A 14,089-nucleotide genomic window follows, 5' to 3' on the forward strand; every position below is an offset into this window, starting at 1 on the left:
CGAAATTCCAGCGGGGTCTTACCAGTATTGGCTGCAACCGACGCGTTACAGGTTTGGGAGGTTGCTAGGTCGCGCGGGCCAGCCGGCCCTCGCCTGCCGGCTCCGCCAGCGTGGCGCGTAGCAGCAGGTAGCCGGCCAGTGCCGCCACCAGCGAGCCGCTGAGCACGCCGATCTTCACCGCGCGGATCTGCTCGGGGTCAGTGAAGGCGAGGTTGCCGATGAACAGGCTCATGGTGAAGCCGATGGCGGCCAGCAGCGAGAGCGCGTGGACCTGTCGCCAGTTGACCCCCTCGGGCAGGCTCGCCGCGCCGGTCTTCACCGCGACATAGGCGAAGCCGAAGATGCCCAGCTGCTTGCCGATCAGCAGACCAGCGGCAATGCCCAGCGGCAACGGCGCCAGCAGCGCGTCCAGCCCCACGCCCGCCAGCGAGACGCCGGCATTGGCGAAGCCGAAGATGGGGATGACGAGGAAGGCCACCCACGGGTGCAGCGCATGCTCCATGTGCTCCAGCGGACGTTCGTCCCCGGCACGGATGGGCACGCACATGGCGGCGGCAACACCGGCCAGCGTGGCATGGACGCCGGACTTGAGCACGAAGACCCACAGCACGATCGCCAGCAGCACATAGGGAATGGCGGAAGCGACCCGCGCCCGGCCGACCATGGCCAGCATCGCCAGCGTGATGGCCGCGCCCAGCAGCATGGTGAGGTCCGTCTCGGCGGTGTAGAACATGGCGATGATGGCGATGGCGCCGATATCGTCGATCACGGCGATGGCCAGCAGCAGCGCCTTCAGCGCCACCGGCACGCGCGGCCCCAGCAGGGTGAGGATGCCCAGCGCAAAGGCGATGTCGGTCGCCGCCGGAATGGCCCAGCCGGCCAGGTTTTCGGGGCTGCCGAGGTTGAAGGTGAGGTAGATCGCGGCGGGCACGGCCATGCCGCCCAGCGCGGCGACCAGCGGCAGGCTGGCCTTGTCCCAGCTGTTGAGCTGGCCGACCAGCGCCTCGCGCTTCACCTCCAGCCCGACGAGGAAGAAGAACACCGCCATCAGTCCGTCGTTGATCCACAGCAGCAGCGGCTTGTCGATCACGCCGGAGCCGATGCCGGCCACAACGGGCACCTGCAGCACGCCGAAGTATTGCGCCGCGAAGGGCGAGTTGGCGATCGCCAGCGCCAGCGCGGCGGCAACGATCAGGGTGATTCCGGCGGCGCTTTCCTTCTGCATGAAGTCGCGCAGCATGGGGGTGACGGTGTTGATCATGGGAGGCCGCTCCGGCTGGCGGTCAAAAGAAAGCGAAAGGCGGGCAAGGCGCAGGGAGGGGAGGGAAGGGATGGGACTGCGCCCCGCCCGCCTTTCGCACGCGCTCAGCCCGCGGAGGGCTGGCGCGTAAGACGGTTGAGCAGGTCCTTCACCCGCAGCTTGCGACGCTTCAGCGTCATGACCTTGAACTGGTCCGGCGCACGCCGCTTGATCTCGCGCCGCAGCGCGGAGTCGAGCTTCTGGTGCAGCTCGGTGAGCTTGTAGAAACGGGCCGTCATCCTTGTTCTCCCAAAAGGGTTGCAGGGTGATCGGTCAGCCGGTGGTTTTGCTGGGGAGCGGCGAGGCACCCGTCAAACACGCATCGGCTGTCCGATGCGGTCCGACATCACGAGTGCCTGGGAGACACCCGCCAGAGGGGCCCGGTCCGCGTTTTCCTAATTAGAGCGATTCGGTCCGATTTCAAGCGGAATCGGTTTTGGGGGACTAAAGGAGGTGGGGACTATCGAAGATTATCCTGCGGGCGAGCAAACCAGCGCTGTCCCAATGAGGGTGAGCGCCGGATGCGGGCACTTGAAGGCGAGTTGGTGTGGTAAACTCTCAGTCGGAGCCCTCATCTTCTGGCTTGGTCAACTGCAATGCGGGTCTGGACTGCCCCTTAAAAAGTCTAATTCTCTCTCTTGCGGCCTTAATTCGTTCGTACCGCTTCAGGTCAATGGCCTTGGGCTTTTTGGCATTTTCATCTTCAGGATCAGATTCTTCGGGTTCTCCGCCACGAACATCGAAAAGGAATCCGCTGTCAAACCTTCGCGCGATTTCGGTGAGATTGGCTCTCAACTCGTTCCTAAGTTCGTTTCGGCGCCCTTCATTTTTCTTATTGAAGAACTCTTTCTCAAGCTCCTCGACAATCTCTTGGATGCCAATTTGCTTTTCACTTTCGACGTGTTCCTCAAATCCTTTCTTTACGGCTTCAGGCATGCGGTCTTCACCGAGGACCTGCCGCTGGAGGACGATTATGTTGAGCACTCGCTCGTAGAACGCCGCTAACCGTTCTAGCGCTGTCGCGATGACTAATGCAGTAGCGGGCGCAGATTCGAGAATGATTGAGAAGTCCGTCGACGAAATCGATTTTATCTTAAAGTCTTCGCGTGATCCGGTCGCAATCTCATTGAATACTGAAAATATTCTGTCGAGCCTCTTTAGTTCTGCACCAAAGTCATCAAGTTCGTTGCTAACAAATGATCTCGGAATAATGATGGCAAAATCGTATTCGTTGAAGGCGTTCTTGTCCCGCTCGATATTAAATCGTGCTGCAGAGATACCTAACTGCTCGGCATCGGCCCAGATTCGCTTCACGGTATCTCGTATTTCAGCGACTTTGGCTTTGACGGCCGCTGGGGTAACTTCGTTCCCCACAAAGGCAGCCTCAAGCTTGCGCCGGAGATTTTGACCAAGCCAGGCCTTGACACCCATCTCTTCCAAGATGGCATCTAGACTTGGGGGATAATTATTGAAACGCGAGCGGTCCAACGACTCAAATAGTCCATCGCGAAGTTCTGCGACTCTGAGCTGAGTGGATTCGTTAGTTGCCTCCGCATTCTGTTGAAGGGCGGTCACAAGCTTATCGAGCTTGTTTGGGATAAGCTCGCTGTCCATATCCCAAAATATGTCATTTGCGATTTCGAGTGCAGTCTCCGCTCGCATTTACCGTCTTTGCCCCTGCTCCGCTGCGACACTCCCCGCATCATTACCGCGATTAATCCGGATATAGCCGAAGAGGCGGGGACATCGCCATCATTGACGGCCCCGACCCTCCAGCTCTTTTCTCAGATTGTCAATGGCTTGGCCGCGAACTACTCGGCCGCCACAGACCCCGGAGTGTCGCCCTTCGGCGCAACCTCGCCGAACATGTCCGGGCCGTCGTCCACGGCTTCTTCCTCGTTCGCGGCCTTGGCCTTCTGGCGCTTGTCGAAGCTGGACCAGACGTCCTGCCAGTTGCCCTTGGTCGCGCCCTTGGAATACTCGGTGGCGCGGGTTTCGAAGAAGTTGGCATGCTCCACGCCGTTCAGCAGCGGGGCGAGCCAGGGCAGCGGGTGGTCGTCGATCATGTAGATCGTCGGCAGGCCCAGCTGGCCCAGGCGCCAGTCGGCGATGTAGCGGATGTACTTCTTGATCTCCTTCGCCGTCATGCCGGGCACGGGGCCCTGCTCGAAGGCGAGATCGATGAAGGCGTCTTCCAGCCGCACCGTCTTCTGGCACATGTCCATGATGTCTTCCTTCACCGACTTGGTGAGGCAGTCGCGCTCCTTGCAGAATGCGTGGAACAGGCGGGTGATGCCTTCGCAGTGCAGCGATTCGTCGCGCACAGACCACGAGACGATCTGGCCCATGCCCTTCATCTTGTTGAAGCGCGGGAAGTTCATCAGCATGGCGAAGCTGGCGAACAGCTGCAGGCCCTCGGTGAAGCCGCCGAACATGGCCAGCGTGCGGGCGATGTCCTCGTCGTTGTCGACGCCGAATTCCTGCAGGTAATCGTGCTTGGCCTTCATCTCCTCGTATTCGAGGAACATGCCGTATTCGCTTTCGGGCATGCCGATGGTGTCGAGCAGGTGCGAATAGGCGGCGATGTGCACCGTCTCCATGTTGGAGAAGGCGGCCAGCATCATCTTGATCTCGGTCGGCTTGAACACGCGGCCGTACTTCTCGTGGTAGCAATCCTGCACTTCCACGTCGGCCTGGGTGAAGAAGCGGAAGATCTGCGTGAGCAGGTTGCGCTCGTGATCGGTCAGCGTCTGCGCCCAGTCGCGGCAGTCCTCGCCCAGCGGAACTTCCTCCGGCATCCAGTGAATCTGCTGCTGCCGCTTCCAGAACTCATAGGCCCACGGGTATTCAAAGGGCTTGTAGGTCTTGCGGGCTTCGAGCAACGACATCTGGTACCTCCGGTGTTTGACGCGAACCTTCCATATAGGGAATCACAGCGGTGATTCGATAGCAAGGCTGGACTTTCGGTCGGGGATAAATGGTGGACCGGATGGCCCGCCGAAGCCGCGACTCGCCCGGAATGGCGGATTCGCCGGGGATGTGGTATAAGACGTCATTGAAGCTGCAAGGAGGTGCTGATGGCACGGCAGCGTAAAGAGCATCCGGCGCGTGCCTGCAGGCACTACGTCCAGGACGAGGCGATCATCCTGGCGCAGATGCATGGTGACGCCATGCCCCAGCCGCAGCAGTTCGGAGAGCAGCCCCACCCGCAGGTGCAGGCCGAGTAATTCGCGCTCAGTCCGGGGACCGGGCGAAGCGACGCGACAGTTCCAGCGCGACGAGGATCGGCGTCGCCCACAGCCACGTTAGCAGCGATGCCTCGCGCCAGCCGCCGTTCTCGGGCAGGCGCATCGAACAGGCATAGATGTCGAGCAGGTTTTCCGGCGTGCAGGTCGACGGCCAGTAGGCCCCGGAATAGAGGTAGAACCCCAGTCCCAGCCAGGCGATCTGCGCGACATACAGCACGACGTATCGCGAGACTTTCACCTCGCCATAGCCGTGATGCGTCGGAAAGCGTTTCGATCCGTGACTTACCATGGGACGGCCTATAACCCGCAATTGGTTAACAGGGCCTCACCAGGGCAAGAAAAGCGGACTGCGGCCTACTTCCAAAAAAGCTTGTTTTTCAGCCCCTTCGTCTTGCGCGCAGCATACAGCTGCACATACATCCACATGCCGGAAATGCAGAAGAACAACAGGGCGAGGCCCGACAGCATGACGATGATCTCGCCCCAGATGCCGCCTTCCATGCCGCCGTGCAGGTGATGGATCAGGCCCAGGTTGTCGCGCAGCCAGAAGCCGGTTTCCGCGCGCGGCGGGGTGCAGCGCCAGCCTTCGGGGCAGACGAAGCCGGCGGGCGGCTCCATCGCCGCGGCTGCCTCTGCGCTTGGCGGATCGACCGGCCACCAGACGGCGACATAGTGCAGCACGCCCGTCACCGTCACCCAGATCAGCACGACCCCGAAAAAGACCGACAGCCAGCGGTGCCACTTGCGCATGAACTCATCCCTCAATTGCTGTTGCAAATCATTTGCAAGTTGGAGTGGCTGATTGCGCACGCGCTGGCAAGTGGCAAATTGCAGCGCGCGGCACTGGTAGAAGCGCTGATTGCACCAGGGCGCCGCCTGCGGCATGGCCGGCGCATGGCCCTATCGCCCCAGCTTTCCGACTATCTCGCCCGCATCGGACTGGACAAACCTCCCGCCGCCAATGCCGCAGGGCTGGAGCAGGTGCAGGCTGCGCATCGCCAGCATATCCCGTTCGAGAACCTCGACATCCCGCTCGACCGCACGATCCATTGCGATGGCACCCGCGTCTTCGCCAAGCTGGTGACAGCGCGGCGCGGCGGATACTGTTTCGAGCAGAACCGCCTGTTCGCCGACATGCTGGCCGACCTCGGCTTCACCAATCGCCTGCTGCTGGCGCGCGTGCTGCTGGGCGATCCGCCCGACCATACGCCGCGCACGCACTGCCTGGTGCTGGTGACGATCGAGGGCGAAGAGTGGATCGCCGACGCCGGCTTCGGCGGCGCCTATGCCCCGCCCATGCGCCTGCGCGATGGCGAGGAAGCCCGGTCCGGCGACGGCGCGCGCCACCGCCTCACCCGTATCGGCGAGCAAGGCGACCTGCCCGGCGCCTGGCTGCTGGAACGCCAGGGCCCGATCCACTCCACCGACGGCCGTGCCCGCAGCGCGGACAGGTGGGAAGCGCAGTTCGCCTTCGACCTGGCGCAGGTGGCACAGGCCGACATGGCGCTGGGCAACCACTGGGCCGCTACGCATGACACCAGCCGTTTCACCAATGTGGTGGTCGCCAGCAAATGCCTGCCCGACGGCTTCACCCGCCTGGTCGGTCGCGAGCTGACCAGCTGGCGCGCCGGACAGGACAAGCAGCAAGCCACCATCGATCACGCGGCCGCCTATCAGGACGTGCTGGCGCGCGAGTTCGGCATCGCCTTGCGGGGCGAGGAAGTGACCCGCCTCGCCCTTTTCGCTGAATGACCTAACCCGCTGGCCAGCCTTCCCGGACTAATCTATTCCTCGCCAATTCTTGGGGAGGGACAATGGAAGATCCGATGCGCAACCGGCGGGTGTTGAAGACCCGTCAGGCCGGCTGGGCGCAGGCGTTGGCCAAGGCCTTGGGCAGCATGGGGCTGACGCCCAACGCGATCTCCACCATCGGCGTGCTGTTTGCCGCCCTTGGCGCGGCCGCCTTCATGCTGGCACCCGAAAACCCGCACTACTGGCTGGGCGCGGCGGCCGGCATCCAGCTGCGCCTGCTCGCCAACATGCTCGACGGTCTGGTCGCTGTCGAAGGCGGCAAGAAGAGCGCCACGGGGCCGCTGTTCAATGAGGTGCCCGACCGGATCGAGGATGCCCTGCTGCTGGTCGCGGCGGGCTATGCCTGCGGCATCCCCGAGCTTGGCTACGGCGCGACGATCCTCGCCTTCGGCACCGCCTATGTCCGCGCCACCGGCGGGGCGCTGGGCTTCGACCAGGACTTCAGCGGACCGATGGCCAAGCAGCACCGCATGTTCGTGCTGACGCTGGGCGCGGTCGTGGCCTTCGCGCTCGACATGCCCCGGGCCGTGGAGATCGCGCTGGTCTTCATCGCCGTCGGATCGGCGCTGACCTGCCTCACCCGCACCTGGGCCATCGCCCGCCAGCTGCAGGCGAAGGGCGCATGATCGCCACCCTCGTTCGCGAAGTGCTGTTCGCCCTGACGCGGTTTCTCGTCGGCGGCCATGCCCGCTGGCGCGGCTGCGGCCCGGACCAGCGCCAGCGTATCTATTTCGCCAACCACGCCAGCCATCTCGACACGATCATCCTTTGCGCCGCCCTGCCCGAGACCTTGCGCCGCACGACGCATCCGGTGGCGGCGGCGGACTATTGGGGCAAGAACGCCCTCACCCGCTTCATCGCCAAGCGCGTGCTCAACGCCGTGCTGGTGGAGCGGGGGCGCAGCCGCGACCCGCTCGCGCCCTTGCGCGAAGTGCTGGAACGCGGGGAATCGCTGATCATCTTCCCCGAGGGCACCCGCCGCAACGATGCGCTGCCAAGCGACTTCAAGGCGGGCATCCACCACCTGGCGCGCGACTTTCCGCAGGCCGAGCTGGTGCCAGTCTACCTTGCCAACCTCGCCCGCGCCTATCCCAAGGGGGCGTGGATCCCGGCCCCGATCAGCTGCGTCGCCAATTTCGGCGAGCCAGTGGCGTTCGACCAGGCAGAGGACAAGGCCGACTTTCTCGAGCGCACGCGCGCGGCAGTGGTCGCCATGGCTGACGGAGTACCCGCATGAGCCAGACCATGATTACCCTGTTCGGCGGCGTCGGTGCGCTGCTGCTGTTCGCCTCGCTGGTGGGCTGGGTGCTGTCGCTGAAGGTGAAGAGCCACGCGGGACGCGCCACGGTCGACAACCTCAACGCGCGGGTGAAGGCCTGGTGGCTGATGGTCGCGGTCTTCGCCGTGGCCTTCGCTTTCGGCACCATGGTCACCATCGTGCTGTTCGCGCTGGTGAGCTTCTATTGCCTGCGCGAATTCCTCTCCATCACGCCCACGCGTCCGGAGGATCACAGCGCCACCGTTGCGGCCTTCTACCTCTTCATCCCGCTGCAATACTGGGTGGTGGCCGCCGGCTGGACGACGATGCTCACGATCCTCATCCCGGTCTGGGCCTTCCTGCTGCTGCCGGTGATCGCCGTGCTGCGCGGGGAGACCTTGGATTTCCTCCAGCGCACTGCGCGCATCCAGTGGGCGCTGATGCTGACCGTGTTCTGCATCAGCCACGCACCCGCGCTGCTGATCCTCGACATTCCGGGTTACGAGGAGAAGTTCCTGCTGCTGTTCTTCCTCATCACCGTGGTGCAGATTTCGGACGTGCTGCAGTACGTGTTCGGCAAGCTGTTCGGAAAGCACAAGGTCGCCCCGCGTGTCAGCCCGGCGAAGACTTGGGAAGGCCTGATCGGCGGCGGGTTGAGCGCTTCGGCTATCGGCGCCGCCCTGTGGTGGATCACCCCCTTCTCCCCGCTGGAGGCCGGACTGATGGCGCTGATGATCGTGATTGCGGGTTTCGTCGGCGGACTGGTGCTGTCGGCGGTCAAGCGCTCGCTCGGCGCGAAGGACTGGGGCACGATGATCGAAGGGCACGGCGGCGCGCTGGACCGGATGGATTCGGTCAGCTTCGCTGCACCGGTGTTCTTCCACGCCACGGCCTTCTTCTTCGCGCTTTAGGCGATGTTCCTGCTCGTCGCGCTCTGGGCCCTTGCCGAGGCCACGGTGTTCTTCATCGTCGCCGACGTTCCGATCATGGCGCTGGCGGCGAAACGCGGGGTGCATGCCGGGATCATGGCCGCATGGATCGGCGCACTGAGCGCGGCGCTAGGTGGCCTTGTGGTCTGGCTTTGGGGCGGCTTCGACCCGCGCGGGTTCGACGCATTTGCAATCGCCTTGCCCGGTATCGACGCAGAACTGGTGGCGCAGACCCGCGCCGATTGGGCGGAGAACGGCTTCCTTGCCATGCTGACCGGCAGCTTCGGCGGCACGCCCTACAAGCTCTACGCCGCGGCGGCCGGGTACGCCGGCAGCTACGGCCTGATCGGTTTCATTCTGCTAAGCGTGGTTGCGCGGCTGCCGCGCTTCATGCTGGTCGCCGTGGCAGGTGGCTGGCTCGGCCCCAGGCTACGCGCGCGGCTGGGAGAACGCAATTTCTGGATCGCCTTCGTGGCGGCATGGGTACTGTTCTACGCGGCCTATTTCACCGCGATGGGCTGGTAGCGCGTCAACCCTTGCGCTTCTTCGATCCGAAGAAGCTACCGCCGCCCAGCACGGTCACGCCCAGGAAGAACCCGAAATCGTACCAGCCGCCAGTGTTGGGCACGGCGTAGACGGCGATGTCGCTGTCGAACAACGAGCCGATCCAGGCCCAGGGGAAGACGAAGCCGTGCCACAGGCCCCACCAGAAGCCGGGCACGTCCGGCCCGGCGGAAACGCCCGCGTCGATCTGGTTGGCGCAAGCGGAAAGGAAAAGGGCCAGCCCGACGGCGACGAGGAGTGTTCTGGCGCGCTGCATGGTCATCATCCCTGTTGCTGCATCAGTAGGGCCACCACCATTAGCATAAGCATGGCCGCACCAAGCATCATGTGTTTGCTGGCGCGTTGCTTGTCGCCCGCCTTGGTCAGCATGGCCCCGCGCCAGACATTGGCGATGGCGAGCACCGCCCCGACCACCACAATGCTGATCGTGAGCGTGCGTTCGTCCATCGCCTGATCCTAAGCGGCCGGTGCCGGCCCGCGCCTTACTGGCAGGCCAGGCACTCGTCGTAGTCGGTGCTTTCGCCCGCGTTCAGCTCGTACTTGGCGGCATCGGAGGTGTTGTCCGCTTCCACTCCGCCAGCGAAACCGGCGCGCTGCACGCTCTTCGAGCGCAGGTAGTAGAGCGACTTGATGCCCTTCTCCCAGGCCTGGAAGTGCAGCATCATCAGGTCCCACTTGTCGACGTCGGCCGGGATGAACAGGTTCAGCGACTGTGCCTGGTCGATGAAGGGCGCGCGGTCGGCGGCGAATTCGAGCAGCCAGCGCTGGTCGATTTCGAAGCTGGTCTTGAACGCGGCCTTTTCATCGTCATTGAGGAAGTCGAGGTGCTGGACACTGCCGCCCTTCTCCAGGATCGAGTTCCACACCGCGGTGGAGTTCTTGCTCTTCTTGTCGAGGATCTTTTCCAGATAGGGGTTCTTCACCACGAAGCTGCCGGACAGCGTCTTGTGGGTGTAGATGTTCGCCGGGATCGGCTCGATGCAGGCGCTGGTGCCGCCGCAGATGATGGAGATCGACGCGGTCGGCGCGATTGCCATCTTGCAGCTGAAGCGTTCCATCGCCCCCATTTCCTCGGCGTCCGGGCACGGCCCGCGTTCCTTGGCCAGCATCATGCTGGCCTCGTTCGCCTTGGCGTTGATGTGCTTGAACATCTTCAGGTTCCACACCTTCGCCATCGGGCTTTCGAAGCCGATGCCCTTGGACTGCAGGAAGGAGTGGAAGCCCATTACGCCCATGCCGACGGAGCGTTCGCGCATGGCCGAGTACTTGGCGCGTGCCATCTCTTCGGGGGCACGGTCGATATAGTCCTGCAGCACGTTGTCGAGGAAGCGCATGACGTCCTCGATGAACTGCTTGTCGCCGTTCCACTCATCCCACTTTTCGAGGTTGAGCGAGGACAGGCAGCACACCGCCGTGCGATCGTTGCCGAGGTGGTCGACACCGGTCGGCAGGGTGATCTCGCTGCACAGGTTCGAGGTGGAAACCTTCAGGCCCAGATCGCGGTGATGCTTGGGCATCATGCGGTTCACCGTGTCGGAGAACACGATGTAGGGCTCGCCCGTGGCGAGGCGGGTCTCGACCAGTTTCTGGAACAGGCTGCGGGCATCGACTTCGCCGCGTACGCTGCCGTCCTTGGGGGACTTCAGCTGGAACTTCTCGCCGGCGCGCACCGCTTCCATGAATTCGTCGGTCAGCAGCACGCCGTGGTGCAGGTTCAGCGCCTTGCGGTTGAAGTCGCCCGAAGGCTTGCGGATTTCGAGGAACTCCTCGATCTCCGGGTGGTGGATGTCGATGTAGCAGGCGGCCGAGCCACGGCGCAGCGAGCCTTGCGAGATCGCCAGCGTCAGGCTGTCCATCACGCGCACGAAGGGGATGATGCCGCTGGTCTTGCCGTTCAGGCCCACCGGCTCGCCGATGCCGCGGACATTGCCCCAGTAGGTGCCGATGCCGCCGCCCTTGGAGGCCAGCCAGACGTTCTCGTTCCAGGTGCCGACGATGCCGTCGAGGCTGTCCGACACGGAGTTGAGGTAGCAGGAAATCGGCAGGCCGCGGTTGGTGCCGCCGTTCGACAGCACCGGCGTTGCCGGCATGAACCACAGGTTCGAGATGTAGTCGTAGAGGCGCTGCGCGTGCTCCTCGTCGTCGGCGTAGGCATCGGCGACGCGGGCGAACAGGTCCTGGTAGCTTTCGTTGGGCAGCAGGTAACGGTCGGTCAGCGTTGCCTTGCCGAATTCTGTCAGGTTGGCGTCGCGCGCGGGGTCCGTCTTGATGTCGAAGCGGCGCGGATTGACCTTCTTGGAATCGTCCTTGGCCGCGGCAGCCTTGGCGGCAGCGGCCAGCGCCTCGGTCGCCGCGGTTTCGGCCGCGTCATTCACCAGCGCTTCGCTGCCGGCGTCCTTCTTTTCCATATCCATTGCCTTTGCGCCCGTATCTTTCGCTGCAGCGGAATTCGCGCGGCCCTTGGCAGGCGCTGCCTTCGTTTCGCTCTCGCCTGCAGTATTCTCGTCCAGCCCCATTGCCGCCTCGTCCGTGTTGCGAAATTCCATCTGGCCTCAATCCCCGTCGTTGCTGCGGGCTGCGGCCGTGATCCAAAGCCGTATGCCCCTCACATGTTCCACATGTGTTCGACTCGAAACCGGCAAGCTGCCAGTCTAGCGGAGCACATGCATCGGCGGGAAATTACTTATCCCCGCCTGCCCACAATCGCTCCACCGGGGTGTCCACAAGAGCGACTCCTCGCCTGTGCGCACAAGGTAGGGTGCGAAGGCTCGAAATCTAGGTCTAGTAGGTCCCCCCGGCAGGTCGACCACCACCCCTTGTGAATCAGCAACGACTCGCACGCAAGAGGGTTAAGATGGAATCAATGCCGTCATGAACGCGATCGGCAGGTGTATCGCCCGAACAATACGGCGCGACGCGTGGAGTTTCCTCGGCTTGCGGGGTGCGCAAGAGGCAAAATCAATCTGCGGAAAAAAAGCTGTGCAAGCGCGACATGGCGAATCAATCGAATCGTAACGCGCAATATTGCATCAGCGTGTCATCGCGACCCGGGTCTGCCGATGGCGCTCGGGCCGTGCATATGGCATGATTGGAAAAACGCGAACGCCAAGAGGTACATCATGGTCGCAATGTTCAAGGCGCTGCCTTTCGGGATCTTCCTGACGCTGGTCATCGCGCTGTTCATCGGGTCCGGCGGATCGTCGGGCGGGATGCTTTCGGTGTTCCCCTTCGACGTGACCGTGGCGGAACTGGGCCTCGACTTCCGGCTCTACTGGAGCTGGACGCTGTTCCTCGCCGGCACCGGCCTGGCCTTCGCCATCATCCTGATGATGGAGTGAGGCAGCACGCGCCGCTGCCACAGCCACACCGCCAGGCCAATTCCCGCCAGCGCCGCCGGACCCCATGACAGCTGCAACAGCTGGATGGCGGGAAAGTGCACCGCGTAGAGCGGGAAGGAGATCGCACCCAGCATGGTGGCAGCCTCCTGCACCTTCGCCGAATCGAAACGCGCTGCCATGCCGCCGAACATCATCAGCGGGGCAAGCAGCAGGATGAAGGCGAGCGGGGCCCACTCCCACGGCCATATCCACACGGCGAGGACATAGGCGGGAAGCGCCAGGAAGGCGGCGGCGAAGGGTACGCGCACCGGCGGCGAATCGCCCCAGAGACGATAGATCAGGATGCCCAGCGTATAGGCCGTGCCGACGCGCAGCAGCACCAGCCAGTGATACTCGGCAAAGCCGCCGCGCGGGAAACCGGCAAGGGCAATCGCCCAGCCCAGGCCCAGCGCGCAGAGGACCGCGACCAGCAGCAGCCCGCGCTTGCCCAGTCGTGCCAGCCCCAGCCCGTGAACGGCATTGGCGACCAGTTCGTAGACGATCGACCACAGCGGCAGGTTGAGCAGGTATGGCGCGGCAGCGACATTGAATGCCGGCAGCATGGCCAGCATCAGCACATAGGCAAGGCCCAGCTCGCCCGAAAAGCCGTAGCGTCCCAGCGCCGCCAGCAATCCGAGAGAGGTGCCCAGCGCCATCCAGCCCCACAGCCGTTGGTATCGCTTCGCGAAGAAGCGCCAGCCACCCAGCGAACCGTCACGCAGCCGCGACTCGTAGGTCCGCGCCATGACGAAGCCCGACAGCATGAAGAAGAAGTCCACCGCGAGGTGCGCGCCGTGGATCGGCAGTCCCAGGTGGAACAGCACGACGACGATGGCGGCGAGTCCGCGCAGGGCATCAAGGCCAAGAAGACGTTGATCCATGGCCGCACCATGCGCAGCCGCGGTTCAATAGCGGCTGAGCAAGCAACGCTAAGCAACACGACAAACAAGTGCGGTTAACCGCAAACTTACCCTCTTCCAGCCGCTGCGGGGCAACACCATACGCTCGACCGGTGATTTAGTGGATTAGTCGAATACCACACCCCCTGACACTGCCGCCCGGCTAGAACACCGGCGATAGTCTTTCCGGCAACCAGGGAACCCGCCGCCATGCGCTACACCATTTCCACTCTCGCACTTGCCATCAGCACGCCTGCCGTGGCGCAGGACGTGGCCCTGCCCGACCTTGTCGAGTGGGGTGGCTCGGCAGCTGCCATTGAAGCCGCGCTGGAAGGCAAGTGCGCCAACGGCCTGACCGTGCGCGACATCGATACTCCCTTCCTGCCTGATACCGAGCAGCAGGTGCAGATCGATTGCGACGGGCTGGAGCACTTTGGTGCCCCACGCTGGGCCGAGTTCGTGATTGGCGACGATCGCCTGCAGATGCTGTGGATCATGGTCGACAGCGAGGAGGAGGACAGCGCCATCGAAGCCATGCGCGCCGCCTATGGCGAGCCGACGGCAGAGAGCGAAATGTTCGTCGCCTTTGCCGATGCCAATACCGCCTGGCGCACCGAGCCGGCCGAGTTCCTGTATTACTCGCCCGAGCTGGCCGAAGCGATGAGCGCCTGGTTCGCTTCGACGGGTGGGTGAGACGTCCGT

At 63.5% G+C, this 14,089-nt stretch carries 18 protein-coding genes; 8 read left to right on the forward strand and 10 right to left on the reverse strand.

Annotation, left to right across the window (positions count from 1 at the left end):
• Nucleotides 1–64: 64 nt before the first annotated feature.
• The 4 genes from nhaA to OZN62_RS08120 all read right to left on the reverse strand — a co-directional run bounded on the left by nhaA (nt 65) and on the right by OZN62_RS08120 (nt 4,188).
• A complete protein-coding gene (nhaA, locus tag OZN62_RS08105) occupies nt 65–1,261 on the reverse strand; it encodes a Na+/H+ antiporter NhaA (RefSeq protein WP_269099056.1) in 1,197 nt (398 codons plus the stop codon).
• A 104-nt stretch (nt 1,262–1,365) separates the two neighbouring features.
• Nucleotides 1,366–1,539: a YdcH family protein gene (locus tag OZN62_RS08110; RefSeq protein WP_269099057.1), complete on the reverse strand. Its 174-nt coding sequence runs from the start codon at nt 1,537–1,539 to the stop codon at nt 1,366–1,368.
• A gap of 319 nt (nt 1,540–1,858) precedes the next feature.
• On the reverse strand, nt 1,859–2,914 hold the full coding sequence (locus OZN62_RS08115) for a hypothetical protein (RefSeq protein ID WP_269099058.1): 1,056 nt from the start codon (nt 2,912–2,914) through the stop codon (nt 1,859–1,861).
• Nucleotides 2,915–3,111: 197 nt separating this feature from the next.
• Nucleotides 3,112–4,188, reverse strand: coding sequence for a ribonucleotide-diphosphate reductase subunit beta (locus tag OZN62_RS08120; RefSeq protein WP_269099059.1), 1,077 nt, complete (start codon nt 4,186–4,188; stop codon nt 3,112–3,114).
• 189 nt (nt 4,189–4,377) lie between these two features.
• On the opposite strand from OZN62_RS08120, the gene OZN62_RS08125 reads away from it, so the two are divergent.
• Nucleotides 4,378–4,527 (forward strand): hypothetical protein, encoded by a 150-nt coding sequence (locus OZN62_RS08125; protein WP_269099060.1) that lies wholly within the window; start codon nt 4,378–4,380, stop codon nt 4,525–4,527.
• 7 nt (nt 4,528–4,534) lie between these two features.
• On the opposite strand, the gene OZN62_RS08130 is transcribed toward OZN62_RS08125, so the two are convergent.
• Nucleotides 4,535–4,837: a hypothetical protein gene (locus tag OZN62_RS08130; RefSeq protein ID WP_269099061.1), complete on the reverse strand. Its 303-nt coding sequence runs from the start codon at nt 4,835–4,837 to the stop codon at nt 4,535–4,537.
• A 65-nt stretch (nt 4,838–4,902) separates the two neighbouring features.
• Nucleotides 4,903–5,298 carry a PepSY domain-containing protein gene (locus tag OZN62_RS08135; RefSeq protein WP_269099063.1) on the reverse strand — a complete coding sequence of 132 codons (396 nt, stop codon included), beginning with the start codon at nt 5,296–5,298 and terminating at the stop codon, nt 4,903–4,905.
• Nucleotides 5,299–5,442: 144 nt separating this feature from the next.
• Here OZN62_RS08135 and OZN62_RS08140 point away from each other — a divergent pair, with 144 nt between their 5' ends.
• From OZN62_RS08140 to OZN62_RS08160, 5 genes are all read left to right on the forward strand, one after another.
• Nucleotides 5,443–6,300 (forward strand): arylamine N-acetyltransferase family protein, encoded by an 858-nt coding sequence (locus OZN62_RS08140; protein WP_269099066.1) that lies wholly within the window; start codon nt 5,443–5,445, stop codon nt 6,298–6,300.
• 62 nt (nt 6,301–6,362) lie between these two features.
• Complete coding sequence (locus tag OZN62_RS08145) at nt 6,363–6,986, forward strand: CDP-alcohol phosphatidyltransferase family protein (protein WP_269099067.1); 624 nt, start codon at nt 6,363–6,365, stop codon at nt 6,984–6,986.
• Complete coding sequence (locus OZN62_RS08150; protein WP_269099068.1) at nt 6,983–7,597, forward strand: lysophospholipid acyltransferase family protein; 615 nt, start codon at nt 6,983–6,985, stop codon at nt 7,595–7,597. The genes OZN62_RS08145 and OZN62_RS08150 overlap by 4 nt, the downstream gene beginning before the upstream one ends.
• Nucleotides 7,594–8,529, forward strand: coding sequence for a phosphatidate cytidylyltransferase (locus tag OZN62_RS08155; protein ID WP_269099069.1), 936 nt, complete (start codon nt 7,594–7,596; stop codon nt 8,527–8,529). The genes OZN62_RS08150 and OZN62_RS08155 overlap by 4 nt, the downstream gene beginning before the upstream one ends.
• A 3-nt stretch (nt 8,530–8,532) precedes the next feature.
• Complete coding sequence (locus tag OZN62_RS08160; RefSeq protein ID WP_269099070.1) at nt 8,533–9,072, forward strand: hypothetical protein; 540 nt, start codon at nt 8,533–8,535, stop codon at nt 9,070–9,072.
• Nucleotides 9,073–9,076: 4 nt separating this feature from the next.
• On the opposite strand, the gene OZN62_RS08165 is transcribed toward OZN62_RS08160, so the two are convergent.
• The 3 genes from OZN62_RS08165 to OZN62_RS08175 are packed head-to-tail and all read right to left on the reverse strand — an operon-like array spanning nt 9,077 to nt 11,657.
• A complete protein-coding gene (locus OZN62_RS08165) occupies nt 9,077–9,367 on the reverse strand; it encodes an LPXTG cell wall anchor domain-containing protein (RefSeq protein ID WP_269099071.1) in 291 nt (96 codons plus the stop codon).
• Nucleotides 9,368–9,372: 5 nt separating this feature from the next.
• A complete protein-coding gene (locus tag OZN62_RS08170; RefSeq protein ID WP_269099072.1) occupies nt 9,373–9,558 on the reverse strand; it encodes a hypothetical protein in 186 nt (61 codons plus the stop codon).
• 35 nt (nt 9,559–9,593) lie between these two features.
• Complete coding sequence (locus tag OZN62_RS08175; protein WP_269099073.1) at nt 9,594–11,657, reverse strand: ribonucleoside-diphosphate reductase subunit alpha; 2,064 nt, start codon at nt 11,655–11,657, stop codon at nt 9,594–9,596.
• A gap of 573 nt (nt 11,658–12,230) precedes the next feature.
• Between OZN62_RS08175 and OZN62_RS08180 the strand changes: the two genes are divergently transcribed.
• Nucleotides 12,231–12,449: a hypothetical protein gene (locus tag OZN62_RS08180; protein ID WP_269099074.1), complete on the forward strand. Its 219-nt coding sequence runs from the start codon at nt 12,231–12,233 to the stop codon at nt 12,447–12,449.
• Here OZN62_RS08180 and OZN62_RS08185 read toward each other — a convergent pair.
• On the reverse strand, nt 12,380–13,369 hold the full coding sequence (locus OZN62_RS08185) for an acyltransferase family protein (RefSeq protein WP_269099076.1): 990 nt from the start codon (nt 13,367–13,369) through the stop codon (nt 12,380–12,382). The two genes, OZN62_RS08180 and OZN62_RS08185, sit on opposite strands and share 70 nt — an antisense overlap.
• A gap of 228 nt (nt 13,370–13,597) precedes the next feature.
• On the opposite strand from OZN62_RS08185, the gene OZN62_RS08190 reads away from it, so the two are divergent.
• Nucleotides 13,598–14,080 (forward strand): hypothetical protein, encoded by a 483-nt coding sequence (locus OZN62_RS08190; protein ID WP_269099079.1) that lies wholly within the window; start codon nt 13,598–13,600, stop codon nt 14,078–14,080.
• Nucleotides 14,081–14,089: the final 9 nt, after the last annotated feature.

Source organism: Aurantiacibacter sp. MUD11 (assembly GCF_026967575.1).
GTDB lineage: Bacteria > Pseudomonadota > Alphaproteobacteria > Sphingomonadales > Sphingomonadaceae > Alteraurantiacibacter.

Bases quoted from the DNA above. Each gene is read 5' to 3' on its own strand.
- OZN62_RS08140 (WP_269099066.1), top strand. From the start codon at position 5,443: ATGGCCCTATCGCCCCAGCTTTCCGACTATCTCGCCCGCATCGGACTG.
- OZN62_RS08175 (WP_269099073.1), bottom strand. From the start codon at position 11,657: ATGGAATTTCGCAACACGGACGAGGCGGCAATGGGGCTGGACGAGAAT.
- OZN62_RS08145 (WP_269099067.1), top strand. From the start codon at position 6,363: ATGGAAGATCCGATGCGCAACCGGCGGGTGTTGAAGACCCGTCAGGCC.
- OZN62_RS08180 (WP_269099074.1), top strand. From the start codon at position 12,231: ATGGTCGCAATGTTCAAGGCGCTGCCTTTCGGGATCTTCCTGACGCTG.
- OZN62_RS08185 (WP_269099076.1), bottom strand. From the start codon at position 13,369: ATGGATCAACGTCTTCTTGGCCTTGATGCCCTGCGCGGACTCGCCGCC.
- OZN62_RS08130 (WP_269099061.1), bottom strand. From the start codon at position 4,837: ATGGTAAGTCACGGATCGAAACGCTTTCCGACGCATCACGGCTATGGC.
- OZN62_RS08125 (WP_269099060.1), top strand. From the start codon at position 4,378: ATGGCACGGCAGCGTAAAGAGCATCCGGCGCGTGCCTGCAGGCACTAC.
- OZN62_RS08120 (WP_269099059.1), bottom strand. From the start codon at position 4,188: ATGTCGTTGCTCGAAGCCCGCAAGACCTACAAGCCCTTTGAATACCCG.
- OZN62_RS08135 (WP_269099063.1), bottom strand. From the start codon at position 5,298: ATGCGCAAGTGGCACCGCTGGCTGTCGGTCTTTTTCGGGGTCGTGCTG.
- OZN62_RS08150 (WP_269099068.1), top strand. From the start codon at position 6,983: ATGATCGCCACCCTCGTTCGCGAAGTGCTGTTCGCCCTGACGCGGTTT.
- OZN62_RS08190 (WP_269099079.1), top strand. From the start codon at position 13,598: ATGCGCTACACCATTTCCACTCTCGCACTTGCCATCAGCACGCCTGCC.
- nhaA (WP_269099056.1), bottom strand. From the start codon at position 1,261: ATGATCAACACCGTCACCCCCATGCTGCGCGACTTCATGCAGAAGGAA.
- OZN62_RS08165 (WP_269099071.1), bottom strand. From the start codon at position 9,367: ATGCAGCGCGCCAGAACACTCCTCGTCGCCGTCGGGCTGGCCCTTTTC.
- OZN62_RS08160 (WP_269099070.1), top strand. From the start codon at position 8,533: ATGTTCCTGCTCGTCGCGCTCTGGGCCCTTGCCGAGGCCACGGTGTTC.
- OZN62_RS08170 (WP_269099072.1), bottom strand. From the start codon at position 9,558: ATGGACGAACGCACGCTCACGATCAGCATTGTGGTGGTCGGGGCGGTG.
- OZN62_RS08110 (WP_269099057.1), bottom strand. From the start codon at position 1,539: ATGACGGCCCGTTTCTACAAGCTCACCGAGCTGCACCAGAAGCTCGAC.
- OZN62_RS08115 (WP_269099058.1), bottom strand. From the start codon at position 2,914: ATGGACAGCGAGCTTATCCCAAACAAGCTCGATAAGCTTGTGACCGCC.
- OZN62_RS08155 (WP_269099069.1), top strand. From the start codon at position 7,594: ATGAGCCAGACCATGATTACCCTGTTCGGCGGCGTCGGTGCGCTGCTG.